Below are 19,879 nucleotides of genomic sequence, written 5' to 3'. Positions count from 1 at the left end.
CGCAGCGGCGGGTTGAGGGCGTTCACCCGCCTGCACCTTTTGCCGGTCCCGCGTCAACCGAAGAGATCGACGATGCTCATTTCGCCGGCCTTGCCACGGTCACATGGGGGTTGCACTCGTTCGGTCGTTTCCATAAACACGATCCGATGCTTGTATCGAAAGACGATGTGAAAAAATGACGAAAACTGCGCTTATAACCGGGGTGACTGGTCAGGATGGTGCCTATCTCGCCGAATTGCTTCTGAGCAAAGGCTATACGGTGCACGGTATCAAGCGGCGGTCTTCGTCTTTTAATACCGGCCGCATCGAGCATATCTATCAGGATCCGCATGAGGTACATCCTCGCTTCATTCTCCACTATGGCGATATGATCGACTCGACCAACCTGCTGCGGATCGTGCAGCAGACGCAGCCCGATGAAATCTACAATCTTGCCGCACAAAGCCATGTGGGTGTCAGCTTCGAAACGCCTGAATATACGGCGGATGCCGATGGCGTCGGGACGTTGAGGTTGCTCGAAGCGATCCGTATCCTGGGACTCCAGGAAAAAACCCGATTCTACCAGGCGTCGACCTCGGAACTCTACGGTCTTGTACAGGAAGTGCCGCAAAGCGAAAAAACGCCCTTCTACCCGCGCTCTCCCTATGCCGCCGCCAAGCTCTATGCCTACTGGATCGTCGTGAATTATCGCGAGGCCTATGGCATGCACGCATCCAACGGCATTCTTTTCAATCACGAAAGCCCGCTTCGCGGCGAAACCTTCGTCACGCGCAAGATCACGATGGCGGTGGCTGCCATCCATCTGGGGCGGCAGGATAAGCTCTTCCTCGGCAATCTCGACGCCAAGCGTGACTGGGGCCACGCACGTGAATATGTCGAGGGTATGTGGCGCATGCTGCAGCAGGACAAGCCGGATGACTACGTCTTGGCAACGGGCGAGACGACGAGTGTCCGCCAGTTTGTCGAGTGGGCTTTTGCCGACGTGGGCATTGCTTTGGAATGGAAGGGCTCCGGCGTCGACGAAAAGGGTTATGACTCCGCGTCCGGTGCCTGCCTTGTGGAAATCGACCCGCGGTATTTCCGCCCGACGGAAGTCGACCTTCTGCTTGGTGATCCGACCAAGGCACGTCAGAAGCTGGGCTGGCAGCACAAGACCCCCGTTCGTGAGCTCGCCGCCGAAATGGTGCGCGAAGATGTCAAGCACTGGAAGGCCCTGAACAGCCGGAAAGAGATTTGAGTGTACGACTTGTCCAACAAGAAGATCTGGGTTGCCGGTCATCGCGGTATGGTCGGCAGTGCTCTTGTGCGCCGGCTTCAATCCGAAGACTGCAACGTCATCACGGCCACGCGCCGTGAGGTTGACTTGAAGCGGCAGGACGAGGTCGAGAAATTTGTTGAAGCAAACAGACCCGACGCGATCATTCTCGCGGCTGCCAAGGTTGGCGGTATCCTCGCCAATGACAGCTATCCCGCAGAATTCATCTACGACAATCTGATTATCGAAGCGAATATCTTCGAAGCTGCCCATCGGGGCGGAGTGGACCGGCTGCTGTTCCTGGGGTCGAGCTGCATTTATCCCAAGCTTGCCCCGCAACCGATTCCCGAAGAGGCTCTGTTGACCGGTGAACTCGAGCCGACCAACGAATGGTACGCGGTCGCCAAGATCGCCGGTATCAAACTTGCGGAAGCCTATCGTAAGCAATACGGCCGCGATTATATTTCGGCCATGCCGACCAATCTCTATGGCCCGGGCGATAATTTCGACCTGAATTCCAGCCACGTGCTGCCGGCGCTTATCCGCAAGGCGCACGCTGCGAAACTTCGCAAAGACCCACACATGATGGTCTGGGGCACGGGAACTCCGCGCCGGGAGTTTCTGCACGTCGAAGACTGCGCCGACGCTCTGGTGTTTCTTCTTAAGACATATTCGGGCTCGCAGCACGTCAATGTCGGCTCGGGGACAGATCTCGAAATTATCGAATTGACGCGTTTGGTCTGCCGCGTTGTCGGTTACGAGGGGGAGATCATTCACGATCTTTCCAAGCCCGATGGCACGCCGCGCAAGTTGATGAGCAATCAGAAACTGCAGGACATGGGCTGGAAGCCGCGCATCTCGCTCGAGGACGGAATTGCAGCCACTTACGCCTGGTTTCTGGAGTTCGAGAATACGTCCGACCTACCGGTCTGATATCAGGCCGGCGAACCAGCATTTATTCCTGCGTCGATCTCCGCGACACAGAGGGTGTCGCAGGGCTGGCGCCTGGGCAACATGCGAGTGAGGGTGTGATCCATCAGCCCATTGCAGGCAGGCGTTTCCTGTCCATTTCCAGAGCCGCTCGAACACGGAAAGCCGCGCGGGAAATCTTCTCCGCCTGGATTCAATAATGTTTGACCAGCGAAAAATATTTGGCTGGGGAACCTGGATTCTCACATAATTTCAATAGCTTAGCGGAAAAGCTTTGAAATTCCCTCTGTTTTCCCATCGCGAGCGACCATGGATGCCACCTTTGTGCCCTGGCTTAGGGCCTCAGTCAACAGGAGGCTACACCGGAAATAATTTCCGCGTTCGGGCGCGAAGCTGTGATTTAGCCATCGCCTTGCGAACCACGTAAATTCCTCCTCACACTTTGCGTCCTTCGGCGTTCCAGAGGTAGTCGGCAAGCGCCTTCAAGCGAGCGGTATCGCCATCCGGAACGACGCGCCGGTTGCTGACCGAATGTGTCGTGTCGAGCGCGGAAGGCGGATGCAGTCTTCTCCAAGAACACTGTGTAGAGAAGATCTTTCTCATACAGACCAATGCCATTGGCGAAGCGGTAGAGGGCTTCTGCCAGTTAACCGCGACGCTAGATTTTGGATGTCGGCCAAGCGAACCCGAAGTTACATTGGCCGACGTAAAAGTGGCGATGGAGAAAATCCAAATCTTGTTCCCACTCACGAATCGCATCCTCCCGCGACCCGTCTTTCCGCCGCTTGCTGTTCCTGCAGAACGCCGCGATCGACACGGCCATCTTCTGGAGCCGGACAGACGATCCGTTCGGGCCCCATTCCAACATGTACGCACGGTCGAACACAGGTGGCAGTGTCGCCTCAAACACACGGCGCAAGATCGCCTGCCTGACCTGAGCGGGCTCGCCGTGGGTGTGGCCCACCCGGTATTCAAGGTAGGACAGCATGCCCTCGGACTGCGACTTTTCGAGCCCTAGCCGACCGTTGCCTCCATTGGCGACCGTTGTCGGCCACTTGAAGATTTTGGCGTTGGTGGTCGATGATCCGCGGCGTTCCCATTCCTTTGTAACCTTTACAACGGCAGCTTGCGCGCTGGCATGGCTTGTCTTCTGCTTGGGATCTCCAATAATTCGAAGCGCGTTCTTCCAGAGAATCAGAAGATCCGGCATTGACATTGTGTCCAGGTTGCCGGGCACACGGGACTGCCCGCTAATCCGAGCGACGGGAAGCTCACGCTTGTTGTTCGCCTTCGGCGCTGTAGGAGAAGCCTGCGGCTTCGGAGGCTTTGGAGGCTTCACCTTCGGTTCTTCCATCACGGGAAGTTTGACCTGTCCGGATTTCAAACGGCTCGCTACATCGTAGCCGAGGTGCAGGAGCTTTCCCCGACGCTCGACGAGCTTTTCGTTGACCAGTTTCGTCAGGGCGGAGGCGAAGGTACGCTGATAGCTCGGCTCCCCCGTTGGCGTGCCATCTGTTTTCGCGTGGGCAGGTGGGTAACCTAGGCCCGAAGCCACAACGGCTCCAAGCTCATGGTAGCCCAGAACCTTTCCATTCAATTCTCTGACGATAAGGGACAGTACTGAGGCGATCGGCGGAGGCGCGGGGGTAAACGACCCCTTCGCGGTTGCAGACACATCGGACTGTTGCGACACGGAAACGTTCGATGAGCTGGCCGGAGAACCGACCGCTGGCGCGGATACTCCGCCAATGTTGATTGCAGGCATTCCAAGAAGGGTGACGCGGCCAGAGGCGGAGATGTCAATGTCCAGATGAGGATGATGCTCGCAATAGCTTGCCACGGTGCCGTTTTTCTTCATCGCGGCAGCAAAGGTGATCATGTCGTACCAGCGGACAGCCCGCTCGCCATAAGGTAGCTCCTCATCCAACGATAGGCGAACGGCACTGCCGATGGCAGATGTAGCTGCCGCGCGGCGCAGTTCACATATCAGCCTTTCATGAGCGCCACTTTGCGTGCTGCAATCGCCATCCGAATTAATGCCAATGCCACCCATCTAGCCTCCCGACCGAGCATTAAGTATCAATACAACATACGGGCCTGATCTATTGCTATCTTGGTTGACGACATCTTCACACTTAATTGATTTTATGCCGATGACGTCTGATTTACCAAGTCGAGCTGCCGCATTTAGAAAAGTTGTTAAGTTCTTGGCCATGGAAACTGCCGCACGAAAGGCCGGCGCTGCTGGCGGTGACATCCCAGGTTCACTTGAACTGGCTCTCACCCGCGCGCCTGATGACCTCCTTCATGAGCTGCGCAGTTCTTGGGGGCTGAACCGATCGGGTCCCATCTGGGTCGTTGGCCGGGTACGGGGCAAGTCCCTGACGGATGGGCGCGAACTGTGGTTTCTCGAAGACATCGAGCATCCGGAAAGTGGCGCAGGTCTTCTATACCCGACACTTCCAGGCGTGCAAGGTCGCGACGACCCTGAACCATCTGCCGCATTCATCCCGCCGGGCCCGTCCCGTAAAGTGATAGGTCTGCGTGACGCTGAGGCAGGCAAACAATGGGCCGTCGCCGAACTTGAGCTTTCATCTCTTACTGAACGCCGAAAGCGCCGAAATCCATGGCTCCTCAACGTACGCTCGGGCACAATGCGGCCTCTGGCCGACCTTCCGGCCGAATGGCAGGTCGCAGTATCCGGCTCTGAAGCCGTGAGACGAATCTCTGCCTTGGCGCGGCATGAGATCGAGAACCACGTCCGCAAGGTTGTCCTGCAAGAGGACGAGGAACTAGGCCGTCGGCATGCGGACAACGTTGAGACGCTAAGCAGGCTGGATGCGGATCGACGCCAGGCACAGGATGATGCTCGTGCGGCCAGGGCCAAGATTGAGGCGGACCTCGCCAAGCATCGCCAACGCCGCGACGAAGCTGAACGCAGTGCCGCAGATCTGCAAGTCCAGCTTGGCATCGAGCAAGAGCGGTTTGCCGCCTACAAAAGCACCGTGGAGCAGGAGAAGCAGCTTATGGAAATCAACTATCGCCGGCTGACGGATCTGCTCACCGAGAAGGGCAATCGGCTCGTTGCCCTGGGACTGGCCGATGCCGAAGACGTTGCTGCGCTCATGCCCCAGATGACGAGCCCGGAAGACGAGCGATCTGGCGTAGGTTTCACTGACGCCCTTGCCAATGATTATGCCCGCCTCGCGCCATTGCTCCAAAGCAGGCTGGCTGAAGCCGGCCTGCTTTATTCTCAGGCCCAGCTTCGCGACTTCCTTGCGTTGTTGCGCACTCGCGACCTCATTGTGCTGGCGGGAGACTCCGGTTCTGGCAAGACGAGCCTGGTGCGTGCGGCCGCGGCAGCGATCGGAGGTGTCTGCACGGTAATTCCGGTCAAGCCCAATTGGACTGGTCCCGAGGACCTGCTCGGCTACTATAATCCGATCGAGCGAAGCTATCAGGCCACGCCTTTCCTTCTCGCTCTCCAGGCCGCATCTCGCAGTCCTCACGTGCCGCATTTCATCTGCCTGGACGAGATGAATCTGGCACGGGTAGAGCACTACTTCGCCGATTTCCTTAGCTTGCTTGAGAGTCGCTCCACGTCACCCGAGATCCACCTGTACACGGCCGACGAGGAACGTCACGTCGTCGTGGAGCAAGGGATCTTCCTAGCCGTGGACGCTGAGGCGCGCCGCCGCACGGGACTTCCTGATACTGCAACGCTGGAGGAGATTCTCCGTAACGACCAAGCCAACGCAGAACTTCATCGTCTCGGAGGTCTGGCGGACAACGAGTCCGTGCTGGTGCATCATACCCGCCTACGACGCTCGCTGGCGGCCCAGCTTCGCATGCCCACCTCGCTTACTCTTCCAGAGAACGTGTGGATCCTCGGCGCTGTGAACATGGACGACACGACGCACCAGCTTTCACCCAAGGTGCTCGACCGGGTGCAGGTACTGCGTTTTCGGAATCCCATGCTGGCCGATTGGGACGCAATCGAGCGAGAAATCCGGGATGTCGCGTCAACGCTGGCCTCTGTGACGGCCTCCTTGCGAATGATGCCACACGAACTCGGGCAGCGCACCGACTATCCTTCTTTCGATCGCGGCGACATAAATGTGGCCTTCCTCTTGAGGATCGCGCGGCAGTATCTCGACCCGCTAGGGGTGGAATTCGGACTGCGCGCCGTGCGCCAATCCCGAGGATACATCGACGCCGCCACTGCTGCCGGGATCAGCACAGATGAGGCGTTGGACAATGTGGTCAAACACAAGATTCTGCCGAAGATCGCGTTTGATTCGGCGCGCCCCGCCGGCAATGGGCGGTCGCGACGCGAACTCCTGATGAATTTGAGCGCCGAATTGAGCAAGCGATTTGAACATGCGGGACTCGATCCAGACACAAGCAGCGTTGCGGATCTGGAGCGCATGATCAAATTGGCCGAGGGCAACAACGGCATCGTTAACTACTGGCTGCGCTAAACCGTTCCATGGGGGTTCTGGCGCACTATCTCGATATTGAATGGCAGGCTCCGGGCGTTACACGCCGAGTGGAGGTGTCGACCTATCCCATCGAGATCGAGGTCGCGCCAGATGGTACGCTTCATGCCGAAGTATCGATCTTCCGGGACTTCGCCCCGTGGGTTGGCCTCCAGTTGTCGGGTGCTCTGGTTGGTGTCGAGCCGTGCACGATCAACGCCGAGAATGAACGCTTGCCGTGGCTGCAAGTGTCTGACGGTAATGACCAAACGTGGTGGATCCCTGACACAGGCTGGAGCAAGGCCGGCAACAAGCATGTCTCGGAAATGCATCGCTCGTTCGGTTCGTTTTCAGTCGAGCTTGGCTCTAGCCAGAAGCTCATCCTCGACGCCGTGGCATTGGAGCTCGATCGTGCGCATGCCCAGGAATATCTCGACGATTTCAGAGATGAGCTCGTCTGGCTTGCGATAGGGCGCCCGACCGGCGCACTGGGCGAGGTGGGATCGGACAACAGTCGTGATCTTCTGGAGGCCCTCAAAGGGTTCAATGACGCCGCGAGCCGCGTTCTCGAGCATCCGGCCCGCGAAATCCGCGAAGTGACCGGCGCGGTACCAACGGCACGGATCCGTCCCAATTCGGAGACTTTCCGCGCCGTAATGCGTCGGCCAGGGGCTCGAAGCTATCCGGGCCGAACGGTGCAGGAAAGCGCCGACATTCCGGAGAACCGCTATCTCCGCGGCCTTGTCGATCACGGCCGCCGCCTTGCACGATCCCTCGCCCGTTCGTCCGGCCACCATCAGGCCCATCTTGCTGCCAGAGTAGCGCGCGAGAAATCGCGAGCAGCCGATTTGCTGGCCGTGGAGAGGGTAGAGGTCGATCCCGAGATTTTCGACAACCAGCTTTCTGACATTCGTGAGCGCCTCGATGCCATAGCTACCTGGTCCGGTTCCTCGGTCGCCCCAGGGCAAGGCGAGCGGCTATACCGGTTTACCGTCGGTAAGGAATTCAAGGTAGACAGAGGCGCTCCCAAGGAGTTTTTTTATCGGAATCCTGATCGCGATGAGCGTTATGACGAGCGCGAGGGCATTGATTTCAGTGTGGCGCGGCTCCCCGACGATCTCCATGAATTGGTGATTGCCGCATCCCGCTTCGACAAGGATATCTGTCTGGACGTGACGGGGAACGCGGTCATCACCACCTTCCGGACAGCTAATGGCAAGCTAGGCCGCCGAGCGACCTTCACGCACATATCAAATGCGCTGCCCCGTTCGCCAGTACTTGTTCGTCGCGAGACCGCGCGGTCCCAATATGAACGAGATGGATGGCACCGGCTGATAGGCCGCAAGGAGCGTGAAGAATATCGCCTCGAAGCGAACGCGGCACTTACACGCGCCAGCCATTTTGCAGACCGCGTTGAAGGCAGTGCGATCGTCTCGTCTGAACTGAACGTCGTCGCAAATTCACTCGATCAGCAGGGCGCCGCGTGGGAGCATCTCAGGGTCATTTCCAGTTCGAAATTCCCGCTGGGTATGCGCTTTTTTCAGGCGCCTATCTACGCTGCGGCACTGGGTGCCCATCATAGGGTCTCTGAATTGGTAAAGCGCACAGGCCTCAGCGGAGATGCACTCGACAGGTTGGGGCGCATCAACACGTTACATGCCAGTGCGCTCTACGAACGCTGGTGCCTGATCAAGATCATAGGCATCCTGATGCAGGATTTCGGCTTCGAGCCCCAAGGGGGCTGGGTGCAGCATCTGGTCACGTCCATTTCGCAAGCAGGACAGCCAAATGCCGCCGGGTTTTCACTGAGTTTCACTCGGATTCATCCGAGCATGACCGCCCGCCTCGATACTGAGCCCGTACTGGCTAATGGGCGTCGCCCCGACTTTCGCTTGCGCTTCACCGTCGGGCGCGCCTCGGTTTCGAAGAGCGATGCTGATGAATCGGGCTGGAGGCGTCGCCAGTCCATTTTTCGAAATGTGACACGGCCGCAGTCTGGTCTAGTGATGGACGCCAAGTTTCGTACTCGGTGGAAGCCAGATGAGCTTCCTTCGATGTTGAGGGTGCTGGTCGATACGAAGAAGTACGGCCAAGACGGCGACCGCGTCTTTATCCTTCAGCCTGCGAAGGCCGCTATTGCACACCGGAGCTCTCCACTCGGCTGGGGCCGAGATTGCGATTATGGGCAGGAACACCCCAAGGGACACGCTCACGGCAGTATTCAACTTGCCGCGGGCCCCATATCCGGCGCGGCGTCACTGACCAATCTGCGACGCCTGATCGCTCTTGAGCTTCAGCACGTGTTTCCGGAGCCAGAGGTCGGAGAAGTGCCGGAAGGGAACGGCGCCGGGAATCTCGCGCGCTGGGGCAATTCTACCGAAATTTGCCGGTCGAATTCTAGTTTCTGTATTGCCTGCGGAGAGGCGCACGAGCCAGTGGACGTCAAGCCAGACCGGACCGAAAGAGGAAACCGGAAATGGCACTACAGGTGTAGCCGGTGCGGCACCGGCACTATACAGACGCGCTGTTTTGGCTGTGGGGCATTATTGCACAAGAACGGCCTGCAGATGACCTACCATCTGACCGTCGCCGATCAGATCTCCAACGTGGTCTGTTACGAATGCGGCTCGGGCTTTTGACTGCCGGTGGGAAATCATTGTTGTGAGCCAGTCAAATTACTTCAGGTTTTATCGGATATCCGCTGATTGATATTCGGTCTCGAATGATAGGAAGCCGCATTGGCGTGCTGTACAGCCGCAGCCGGATTGATAACCCTATTTTCCAGAAAATTTGGCCGCCATTTGATGGCAGCTATTTGACTCCAACTGCTTCAACCGGCCATTCTCTTGATGGCCCAAACCGGGCATGGGTCACTGCTGGTTTGAGGCAGTCGGCCAGGGTCCCCAGCCGTCTTTATACAGAACCCCACAGACCCCCGGGATCTGGAGAACGTCACCCGCAACTTGACCCAAAATTGCGCCAAATAGTTGAAAAGACGCCACCTTTTTCTGGTGGGGAATGGAAACTACTGAAAGAGGAATAGGTCCCAAAAGTGGCTTGCCTGAGGATCCCGGATTCTCACAAGATTTCAACGGCTTAGCGGAGAAGCCTTGGAATTCCTTTTGTTTTCCCATCGCGAGCGACCATGGATGCTACGTTTGTGCCCTGGTTTTTCGTCCCAGTCAACAGGACGGTCGAGCGGCAATAATTTCCGCTTTCGGACCTCAAGTTTGCGGCGGGGCGGCCATTAAGCGCCTGGCGCCTTGCGCCGACGTCGCGGTTGTTCGTGAAACCATCACGCTTCCTACAAGCAGCCGTAGTGTTTACAAGACAAACCATGGATCATTTCAAACGTGCGTTCGCCGTCGGGCTCCTATCTCGTCATCGAGGGAATCGTGGGATTGCCGACCTTCTCGACCGATGGGTTCTACCAGGGGAGGACGCTGGCGCTTATGGCCTGCGCCTAGCGCTCCGGAATGGCTACCTGAACCTCTATGTTAAGGGTCAATCAGTCGGGGACATGAGGCTGGTCGAAGGGTCGCCCCGCCTTAGGCTCCACAGCAAATATAGGTCAGCAATCCAGAATGGCAGTTCGCAAATCGATGCTAGTGGTCAATGCTACAAGGTTGTCGACGCTAGCGAGTTGGCCACGGCTGGTCCCGACTTGATCGATAGCTGGATTTCCACAGCCGAGACGTATGCTGGGGACGAGAAGCGTTTCGTCGATGATTTGGTTGCGGTCACTCCTGGTGCAATCGACCTTGAGATGGGCTTGCCTGCGGATCAAGATGCAGTGGGGGAGGATCGAACCGCTCCGCGCATGGACATGGTCGTTGCCCAAGGCGGCGAGGTAGCCTTTTGGGAAGCGAAGTGCGCAGTAAACACCGAGTTGCGAGCCCGTGCGTCCTATAAGGAACGGCCAGACAATCGGTACTACGAGGGGCCGCGCGTGATCTGGCAACTTCGCCGTTATCAACGCTGGATGAGCCGACCTTTTCGCCTTTCGCAAGTGCGCGACGCTTATGTCGAAGCGGCGCAACTTCTGCTTGGTCTTGCGGAACTATCGGGCAAACAGGGGCCCGCCATGGATGCATGGCGCGAACTCGCCGCTAGCGGGCAGAAAACGGCCGTCGTCCTGCCGCCCGGCATAGTCGTCGCAGGGTACTGTCCCGTCCGCGCGGATGGCCTCCCACGTATTGAGGACAGCGCCTATCTGGCTAAAATCAAGTCGTTCGGCGAACACGAGGCTAAGCTTCATCGCCATGGTGTAACGGTGGTGACGGTAAATGGCAGGCCTAGTGGACCGGTATTGCCTACTCTCGGCCCAGGTTTTATCAGCGCTGAAGAACGCGAAGTCCCTTAGGGGCGCGCTTAGTTTGTTGTAGAATCCGTTGTTGCCTCCGCCCGAAAACAGCCCTTGTAGCCTTTTTTGACGCGACTGTGTCAGTGGCCCAGCGGTACATCTCCAAGGGCGCTGATGAATGACAATCTTCAACGCCTTGACGCCGCATGCGTCACTCCACCCGAGCCCCGCACGCTGCCGAAGCAATCGCCTGCGCCATGCGTCATCAAGGGCCTCCGGAGACAGAGGATTGGCTAGAGATCTTCCAGATCTAAGGCTCTGGACCTATGGCATAGCTGCGAAGTCAGGACGTCGGTAGTGTTCAACCATCTTTCGCAACGCCTCTGGCGCAAGGACTTCCACTCTATCTCCCCATTGATACAGGTGCCATGCCATTTCCAACCAGCCTGCAGCGTGAAAACGAACGATTAAGCTGCCGTCTTCTTCATGTTCCTGCACCTGCCTCGGATGAAACTGGAAGCCTGCGGCGCGCTCCGCCGCATCAGGGACAAAGCGCCAGATCACTTCCCCGTATTGCTCTGGATCCTGCCATACGCCAAAAGCCTGCGCGGCATAATCTGAGATTGTGAAGCCTTCCTTCATTGCAAAGCTCTCGTTGATGGTCTCCGCTTCGTGGATGAGGTCGATCCGGAAGTTGCGTATCTCATCTGCTTTGTTTGGGTCGCGTGCAGCAAGATACGTGCGATGGCCGAGCAGGACCCCATGCGGTTCAAGGATGCGTTTTTCTTTATCCCGGTGGTAGCGCACACTCAGTCGAAAGGGACCACGCAGGGCTTCGATGATGGCATCAAGAATGTCCGCAGAAACAGTGACCCGAGGGCCGGGCCGCGTCACCTGACCCATGGCAGCAAGCACGGCTTCCGCATCCGCCTCCACCCGTGCCCGCTTGGGTACTTTTGCCAGCATCCCCTCACGGACGTCGAGAAGTGCGCGTGTATGGCGTAGCCGACCTTCAGCCTTTGCTGCCCTTGCTGCAATCTCAAGAGCCTCCACCGCCGATTCATGCCGTAGCTGCATCCGATCGAGCATTGGATCTGCCAGACGCCAACTACGCTTACGGTCTTCAGCCTCCTCAACCAAGACATTGCCGAAGGCTTGGTCTAGCGCCTCCGTCATCCGCTGGGCAGTTCGGTGAGAGACGCCGAACTCCGCAGAAATCTCTTCAAGGCTAATGCCTCGTCGGCCGGCCGCAGCCAGGCGAGCAAGACGAATGAGATCCTGTGCCTTCGCGAACGCCATGTTAGTCCTCTACTTGGGTGTCAGGTTTTGTCACCCACCGATGCTAACAGTTGTTGGTAGGTTGTCGAGCTGTCCAGGCGCTGCCAGCCTGACAGAGAGGAGAAAGTAATTAACGGACGCGTATCGAAGATCGAGCGAGTATCTCCCCGCGAAGGAAGAACGGAAGAGCCGGAAGTTACGGCGAGAGGTTATCGACTGGGAAATCCGGCTCACGGCAACGAAAAGCATCACGCTAAGAACTCCGTCTACGTGCGCTCGCTCGATGAGGCCGCTGAACTCATCGGCAAGGGGTATTCATTATGGATGGTAGCCAAGGGGAAGAGAGCGTCTCTGATTTCGCCGCAGAGCCTCAGGATTTTGAGGAATGACAATCACTGGGCTGACAACAAAGGTTAAGAGACTCAACGGGCAAGGCGCTTGTTCATTTCACCGCGTCCAATGCCCATTGACATCCATGACGAATGTTGGCGAAGCTGCAATCGAGGTGGCGATTCTGCTTCGGGTTGCGCTGGATGCTTTTGCGGGAGCCTATGCGGAATTTTGGGGGTAGACTACTATTTTCGGCAACCGATCTAATGCGGTTCATGGGATGTGCCCATGCGACCATGCTCGACATTATGCACCTGCGAGGCGATGGTCCTGAGCCGGCTGAAGATGGCGAGGACGCGGCGCTCCTGCAGAAGCAAGGTGATCTTCATGAAGCAACTCACCTGGAACTTCTGAAGGCGTCAGGCCGCAGCGTGATCGAGATCCCTCGCGGAGACTTGGCAGACAACGCCAAGGCAACTCAAGCCGCCTTGAGATCGGGTGCTGATGTGGTTTTTCAAGGAGCATTTTTGACCGGCAACTGGGGTGGCTGGTCGGACTTTCTGATGCGGGTCGATCGCCCTTCGGCACTGGGCTCCTTCAGTTATGAAGTTGCTGACACCAAACTAAAGCGCCGAGCGCATCCTAAGCATGTCCTGCAACTCGTCCTTTATTCTGATCTTCTGGCCGAGATCCAGGGGGTGCAGCCCCGCTTTGCTCATGTGGAACTCGGCGATGGAAAGCGAGCCACGTTGCCGCTATCGCAATATGCCGACTATGCTCGCGCAGCGCGCACGCGCTTGGAAGACTTTGTGGACAACCCATTTCGAACGCGCCCGGCCCCTGCCGCAGATTGTGGCCTTTGCCGCTGGGCCATTCATTGTGAAGGCGTTTGGGAGGCAGAGGACAGCCTGTTTAACGTCGCAAACATCAACCGTGTTCAAGTCAAAAAGCTAGAGGCCGTTGGAATCACGACGATGGCGGCGCTCGCAGACCTCGCTCAACCTGTGCGCGGCGTGGCCGAAGGCACGCGGCTACGTCTGGTAACGCAGGCGCGGTTACAGCACGCCCGTAAGGTCGGCGGACCGGCCTACGAACTTCGTGCGCCCCAGCCTGGAAAAGGATTTGACCTGCTGCCCGAACCACAGCCGGGTGATCTGTTCTACGACATCGAGGGCGATCCACACTACGAGGGCGGCCTCGAATACTTGCATGGCGTCTGGTGCGACGGGCAATTCCGTGCATTTTGGGCGCATGACCATGCGGCCGAGGCGAAGGCGCTGGAGGAGCTTCTCGCCTGCTTCCACGCGCGGCTAGAGAGATACCCGCAAGCGCGCATCTACCACTACGCAGCTTATGAAATCACGGCGCTGCGCCGCTTGACCACAAAATACGGGATCGGGGAGGCGTTCCTCGACCGTTTGCTACGAGAACGGCGCTTTGTCGACCTGTTCGCTGTGGTGCGCGGAGGGCTGATCGGGTCCGAGAGAAACTACTCCATCAAATCGATGGAGGCTTTCTATGAGCGCAAGCGCGAGGGCGAGGTCAAGACGGCTGGTGGGTCTGTTGTCGCCTATGAGCGTTGGCGCGAGACAGGCGAGCAGCAGATCCTCGATGAGATAGAGGAATACAATCGCATCGACTGCATTTCGACAGAGGAACTGCGCGACTGGCTGGTAGGGATTCGGCCTGCCGGTCCCTGGCCGCACCCTGCCGAGGACGCGGGCGCAAAAGAGATAGAAGAAGATCTTGACGCGCAGGCGCTGCGCGCCATGCTGGCTGCGTCGGCCCTGGCCGAGGACCGGCAGGCGATGCTGTTCAACCTTGGCCTCTTCCACAAGCGCGAGGCGAAGCCTGCACAGTGGGCGGTATTCGACTCGGCGTCCAAGGAAGAGGATGAATTGATCGACGATTTGGAGGCGTTGGCGGGGCTGGAGGCCGTAGGCCCGGTCCGGGCGGTTAAGCGGTCCTTCGTCCGCAGCTATCGTTTCCCGCAACAGGAAACCAAGCTGCGGCGTGGAAAGAAGGCTACGCTGTCCGTCTTCAATGGCCCGCCCGTTTCGGTCACCATCGAGGACATGGACCGCAGGGCACGGCAGATCACCGTCAAGGCTGGGCTAGGGAAGGACTATCTGCTGGGCCACCGGCTGAACCTGCACCCGGATTGGCCGCTGGACTCCAAGCCCATACCTGGCGCATTGCGGGACGTGATCGCCGATCAATGCGGGCCGCGAGCTTATCGGGCGGTCGATGACCTCCTGTCCTGTGCGCCGCCCCGCCTGACGACAGCTTCGCTTTTGCCAGTGGCCGATCCTGTCGCGGGCACCATCGCAGCCGTGGGCGCCATGGATGAAACCGTCCTGCCTATCCAAGGGCCGCCCGGCACCGGCAAAACCTATGTCATTGCCAGGACGATATTGTCTCTTGTGCGCAAGGGCGCGCGCGTGGGTGTCACCTCGAACAGCCACGAGGCGATCCGCAACGTGCTGATGGGCTGCCTAAGCGCGCTGGAGAATGAGGATCTGCCGAACACGCTGGATCTGGTTCACAAGACCGGCGGCGAGGAGGACGGCTATCCTGACCATTGCCCGATCCGCCGCACCACCAACAATGACGAAGCGACGAACGGCTTGGATGTCGTCGGCGCGACCGCCTGGTTCTTTTCCCGCGACGAGAATGTGCAGGCATTCGATTGGCTCTTCGTGGACGAAGCCGGACAGGTGGGTCTGGCCAACATGGTTGCCATGGGCCGGGCCGCGCGAAACATCGTGCTGGTGGGCGACCCGCGCCAATTGCCGCAAGTCGTCCAGGGCGCGCATCCGGAACCTGCAAACCTGTCATGCCTCGACTGGATGCTGGGCGAGCATGCGACCGTGCCGCTCGATCGAGGCGTTTTCCTGCCTGTGTCGCGGCGCATGCACCCGTCGGTCTGCCGCTTCATCTCGGACCAGGTTTACGAAGGGCGGCTGGAAAGCCACCCCGACACCGCGCGTCAGGCCGTGCGCGGCACCCGGTTCCCGGAGGCCGGGGCGTTCTGGGTGCCCGTGCCGCATGAGGGAAACGCCCAGGTCGCGGCCGAAGAGGTCGCTGCCATCAATGCGGCCGTTGTCGACCTGCTGGACGGTACTTGGACCGAAAAGGAGGGCACCACGCGCCCGATAAGGGCGAGCGACATCATCGTCGTTGCACCTTACAACGCGCAGGTCAACGCACTGCGGGATGCGTTACCCGACGCCATCCGCGTCGGCACGGTGGACAAGTTCCAAGGACAGGAAGCGCCGGTCTGCCTCGTATCGATGACCGCTTCATCGGCGGAGGAGACATCGCGCGGCATGGAGTTCCTGTTTTCGTTGAACCGGATCAACGTGGCTGTGTCGCGTGCGAAAGGGCTGGCTCTCGTTTTCGGCGCCCCGAGGCTCCGCGAGGCGAAGTGTAATTCAGTCGAGCAGATGCGGCTGGTGAATACCCTGTGTGCTTTGGAGACCCTTGCATGACCCTGCTCACCCCAGATCGACGGCTCGTTTTTTACGATCGCGAAGGGCTGCCGTATCGACCCGTACGGGATGGTGGAACAGGAAGATCAATCTTCAAAATAAAGCCGAAGGGCGCCAGCAACCGGGCCGACGAAGCGATTCACACAGAACATTGGCTGGAAGTAGCGCGCGCGATGTTGATCGATGGCCTTGCGGCTCGCTGCCAGGCGTTCTCGGGTGGCTCAGTCAACTACCTCACGTTTGGGGCTCAAAAACTCGTTCGGTACGAGCTCGATCCAGAGATCGCTCGGGAATTAGGAATTCCGCCGGAGGGCGGCACTAACGAGCAGCCAAGTCATTTCTCACGCGCTGCCATAGAAGCTGCTTTCGATGCATTCGAAGCATTTCGGAACCGCGGTGCCCATGCGGAAATCTTCGGCGTTTTTGGTGAGCCGCGAGATTATTGGGTGCGCTCCACGCGTGATCGCGAGAATCATCTCTACCCAACAAAACCCATTGTCGGATTTCTCTTAAAGAAGACCCAACTGAATGGAGGCTGGGAACAATCAGATGCGGCAGCGCGGCTACATAACTCGGGGTTCATTATTGTGGACGCGGATGACAAGCCTGTTCTTCCGCCTGAACGCCACGACCACCTCATACGCGATGCGGATCGCATTCGTCTATGTGCGCTGAATTACTTCATCGAACCAGCTCGTGAGAAAGGTGCGCTCGAGGTCTCTGTACGGGCTGGCGATCTTGCCGCAGCCATAGGACTGCAAGACGCCTTTCCAAACATCTGCCAAGCGCTCGGCGGCGAGAAGTTTCAGCAGTTGGCCCAAGTGCCACCGCCAACGCATAGTGGGCCGAACCCCAGCAGCTCGACCATTTTCACCTATAAGCTCGCATCACAAGCGAAGGCGCCCACCGTGACAGAAGAAACGAGAACGCCAACGCGTTCAGCAACCAACTTGATCCTCTATGGACCACCTGGCACAGGCAAGACCTACCGCACCGCATGGGAGGCCGTCCGGCTTTGTCTTGGGGAACAGGTAGCAGCGGCGCTTCAGGGGGGCGAGAAGCGTGACGCGCTGATGGTCGAGTATCGGCGTTTGGTCAGTGAGGGAAGGATCGAGTTCGTAACCTTCCACCAGTCCATGTCTTACGAGGAATTTGTCGAAGGCCTTCGGCCAAGCACCGGCGATGAAGCCGGCGAGGGGCCCGAGGATGTTGAAGTCAGCACCGGTTTTCGTTTGAAATCCCATGACGGCGTGTTCAAGCAGATCAGCGAGCGCGCACGGCTCGATCAAGTTTCTGAGGGATCCCCGCGCAGGCTTGACCGCTCTGCACGCGTGTTCAAGGTTGCACTCGGGAATCGGCAAATTGAGCAGGACCGCCACCGGATTCGGTTTGGCCTAGACAACAACCTCATCCATGTGGGCTGGGGCGGTGACATTGACTGGTCGGACGAACGTTTCGACGACTTCAATGAAATACATTCTGAATGGAGAGCAAAGAAGGATCCCGACGCGACCGGCCACGATGGAAACATCGTAATCACCTTCTCTTTCAGGGCGGACATCCAGGTTGGTGACTATGTCGTGGTCTCTGATGGACGTGATCGAATGCAGGCGTTTGGCAGGGTCACTGGTGAATACTTCTACGACCCCGATGCAGCATTCCACCCGCACCGCCGCCATGTAGAGTGGCTTTGGCGAGAAGACGCCGGAACAGAACGAAGCCGCTTTTATGCAAGAGCTTTTAGACGCCATTCAGTTTACAAGCTAAATCAGTCACTGGTGGATTGGGACGCACTGGAAGCAATTGTTTTCGGTGATGAGACACCTCGTGCAAGTCAGTCGGCACGGGATCATGTCTTGATCATCGATGAGATCAACCGAGCAAACATCTCGAAGGTCTTCGGCGAGTTGATCACGCTTTTGGAGCCCGACAAGCGGTTGGGTATGCCGAACGAGATCCGCCTCATGTTGCCGTATTCGAAGAAACCCTTCGCGGTTCCAGCGAACCTCCACATCATCGGCACCATGAACACGGCCGACCGGTCCATTGCCCTTCTCGATACAGCATTGCGCCGCCGGTTCACGTTCCGTGAGCTGATGCCGAACCCGTTGGTCCTTCCCACAAATATGGGCGGGATTGATCTGCGGAAGCTCCTGACCACGATCAACGACCGGGTCGAGTTTCTCTTCGATCGGGAGCATCAGATTGGCCACGCCTATTTTACCGGCTGCGCAACACGTGGCGATGTCGAGGAGGTGATGCGCCACAAACTAATCCCACTCCTGGCGGAGTATTTCTACGAGGACTGGTCCAAAGTTGCCACCGTCCTGGGCGACACCGGGCAAGGCCAGGCGCGGTTTCTGGAAGCACGGCGACTTGCCGCTCCTGCGAGCATTGCCGAAGACGACTTCTCCGGTGAAAAGCTACGCTGGCGCGTTAAAGACCAGTTCGATTTCTCGGACTTTGAAGTCTGATGCCGTCCTACACTGTGCGGGAGTGGGATACGCTGCCCCATGGCGACGGGGAGGGCTCCATTCCAGTACATCTTGCTAGTCGGCTGGTTGCGCTGACCAAGACTTCGCCTTTTGCCGGCCGGGGCGGCGGTGGTGTGCTGGAGGATCGGCGGCACGAGCTACGGGCCCGCGGTGTCGTGGGTGTGATTGCTGCGCAGGGTTGCAGCCTTGAAATCCTCCCAAAGATCGACGTTATGCAAGCAGAAGGGACGGAGCGGCAGAACGCTGCGATCCGCAAGCGTCTTGTGCATATGCTCGCGGTCGCATTGGATCTGAAGCTCGAAATGGGGCGGATTACAGACCTCGACTGGCAGCGCGACACGCTTCTTGAGATCCTGATCCGGATATTCTGTGACAAGCTGACCGAAGCGATCCGCCGCGGCATGCCTCGTCGCTATCTCGGTCATGAGGACGATCTTTCAGCGCTGCGCGGCACGCTCGATGTGCCGCGTCAATTTACTCGTCATGCCTCGAACCCCGGACGCCTTGCTTGTCGCTTCGATGACTTATCGCAAGACATCGCGCTCAACCAAATCATGAAGGCAGCCGTGGCGCATGTGTTAAGGATGTCGCGGAGTGCGGCCAATCAGCAGCGCCTTCGCGAATTGGCCTTCGTTTATGCCGATATCTCAGATGTTCCGGTGCCAGCCCTGAATTGGCGAGAGGTCATCATCGACCGGACAAACCGCGCGTGGCAGGAACTGTTCGGCATCGCAAAACTGTTCTTGCGTAGTCAATACCAGACGACGAGCAGTGGCTCGGGGCAAGGGAGTGCACTCCTATTCGAGATGAACGCCCTTTTTGAGGAGTATGTCGGACGACTGGTCACGCGCGCTCTCGCCGGAACTGAGTTCCGCGTCACGTTGCAGGGTGGGCGGCTCTTCTGCCTCACCTCTGTTGAGAACGATCGCGCCTTGTTTCAAACCAAGCCCGACATCCTGATCTGGCGGGCTGGACAGGTAGCCCACGTGATCGACACGAAATGGAAACGGATATCCGCGCGGATTGATGATCCCAAGCTGGGTGTTTCTCAGGGTGATGTTTACCAGATGATGGCGTACGCTCATCTCTACAAGTCACCCAAGCTGACTCTGCTCTATCCCCATCACGATGGGCTTGGCGCCAATGAGGGTGTCCAGGCGCAGTTCCGGATCACGGGTCAGGAGACGGTAGTCGAGACCGCCAGCGTCGACGTGGCCAACGGGAAGGATCTTGCGGCACGCCTGAGGGACAAGTTCTTTTCAACCGTTATGCAGGAAAATCTGGTTCTTCGCTGAAAAAAGCAGTTGGGCAGGGCCGAT

10 protein-coding genes are annotated in these 19,879 nt (G+C 58.3%); 8 read left to right on the top strand and 2 right to left on the bottom strand.

The genetic code is table 11. The features are described from left to right. Window positions 1–175 precede the first annotated feature (175 nt). Window positions 176–1,237, top strand: coding sequence for a GDP-mannose 4,6-dehydratase (gene gmd, locus ACS4RS_RS03595; RefSeq protein WP_439008682.1), 1,062 nt, complete (start codon window positions 176–178; stop codon window positions 1,235–1,237). After that, window positions 1,238–2,188, top strand: a complete 951-nt coding sequence (fcl, locus tag ACS4RS_RS03590) for a GDP-L-fucose synthase (protein ID WP_449313882.1) — start codon at window positions 1,238–1,240, stop codon at window positions 2,186–2,188. 655 nt (window positions 2,189–2,843) lie between these two features. Here the strand turns inward: fcl and ACS4RS_RS03585 are convergent. Then, window positions 2,844–4,238 (bottom strand): hypothetical protein, encoded by a 1,395-nt coding sequence (locus ACS4RS_RS03585; RefSeq protein ID WP_439008683.1) that lies wholly within the window; start codon window positions 4,236–4,238, stop codon window positions 2,844–2,846. A gap of 160 nt (window positions 4,239–4,398) precedes the next feature. On the opposite strand from ACS4RS_RS03585, the gene ACS4RS_RS03580 reads away from it, so the two are divergent. The 3 genes from ACS4RS_RS03580 to ACS4RS_RS03570 all read left to right on the top strand — a co-directional run bounded on the left by ACS4RS_RS03580 (window position 4,399) and on the right by ACS4RS_RS03570 (window position 11,026). After that, window positions 4,399–6,666, top strand: coding sequence for an McrB family protein (locus ACS4RS_RS03580; RefSeq protein WP_439011762.1), 2,268 nt, complete (start codon window positions 4,399–4,401; stop codon window positions 6,664–6,666). An 8-nt stretch (window positions 6,667–6,674) separates the two neighbouring features. Then, window positions 6,675–9,302, top strand: a complete 2,628-nt coding sequence (locus ACS4RS_RS03575; protein WP_449313881.1) for a hypothetical protein — start codon at window positions 6,675–6,677, stop codon at window positions 9,300–9,302. A 1,025-nt stretch (window positions 9,303–10,327) separates the two neighbouring features. Continuing rightward, a complete protein-coding gene (locus ACS4RS_RS03570) occupies window positions 10,328–11,026 on the top strand; it encodes a hypothetical protein (RefSeq protein ID WP_439008685.1) in 699 nt (232 codons plus the stop codon). A gap of 264 nt (window positions 11,027–11,290) precedes the next feature. Here the strand turns inward: ACS4RS_RS03570 and ACS4RS_RS03565 are convergent, their stop codons facing one another. Next, window positions 11,291–12,265, bottom strand: coding sequence for a WYL domain-containing protein (locus ACS4RS_RS03565; RefSeq protein WP_439008686.1), 975 nt, complete (start codon window positions 12,263–12,265; stop codon window positions 11,291–11,293). A gap of 512 nt (window positions 12,266–12,777) precedes the next feature. Between ACS4RS_RS03565 and ACS4RS_RS03560 the strand changes: the two genes are divergently transcribed. From ACS4RS_RS03560 to ACS4RS_RS03550, 3 genes are read left to right on the top strand one after another with little or no spacing between them, the layout of a single operon-like run. Further along, complete coding sequence (locus tag ACS4RS_RS03560; protein WP_449313989.1) at window positions 12,778–16,065, top strand: TM0106 family RecB-like putative nuclease; 3,288 nt, start codon at window positions 12,778–12,780, stop codon at window positions 16,063–16,065. Continuing rightward, complete coding sequence (locus ACS4RS_RS03555; RefSeq protein ID WP_449313880.1) at window positions 16,062–18,539, top strand: AAA family ATPase; 2,478 nt, start codon at window positions 16,062–16,064, stop codon at window positions 18,537–18,539. Before ACS4RS_RS03560 ends, ACS4RS_RS03555 begins: the two co-directional genes overlap by 4 nt. After that, window positions 18,539–19,855, top strand: coding sequence for an McrC family protein (locus ACS4RS_RS03550; RefSeq protein ID WP_439008689.1), 1,317 nt, complete (start codon window positions 18,539–18,541; stop codon window positions 19,853–19,855). Before ACS4RS_RS03555 ends, ACS4RS_RS03550 begins: the two co-directional genes overlap by 1 nt. Window positions 19,856–19,879: the final 24 nt, after the last annotated feature.

It is taken from the genome of Rhizobium sp. F40D2 (assembly GCF_051810745.2).
Taxonomy (GTDB): domain Bacteria; phylum Pseudomonadota; class Alphaproteobacteria; order Rhizobiales; family Rhizobiaceae; genus Rhizobium.
The sequence above is the reverse complement of the archived record's forward strand: the minus strand, read 5'-3'. Positions and strand labels throughout refer to the sequence as shown.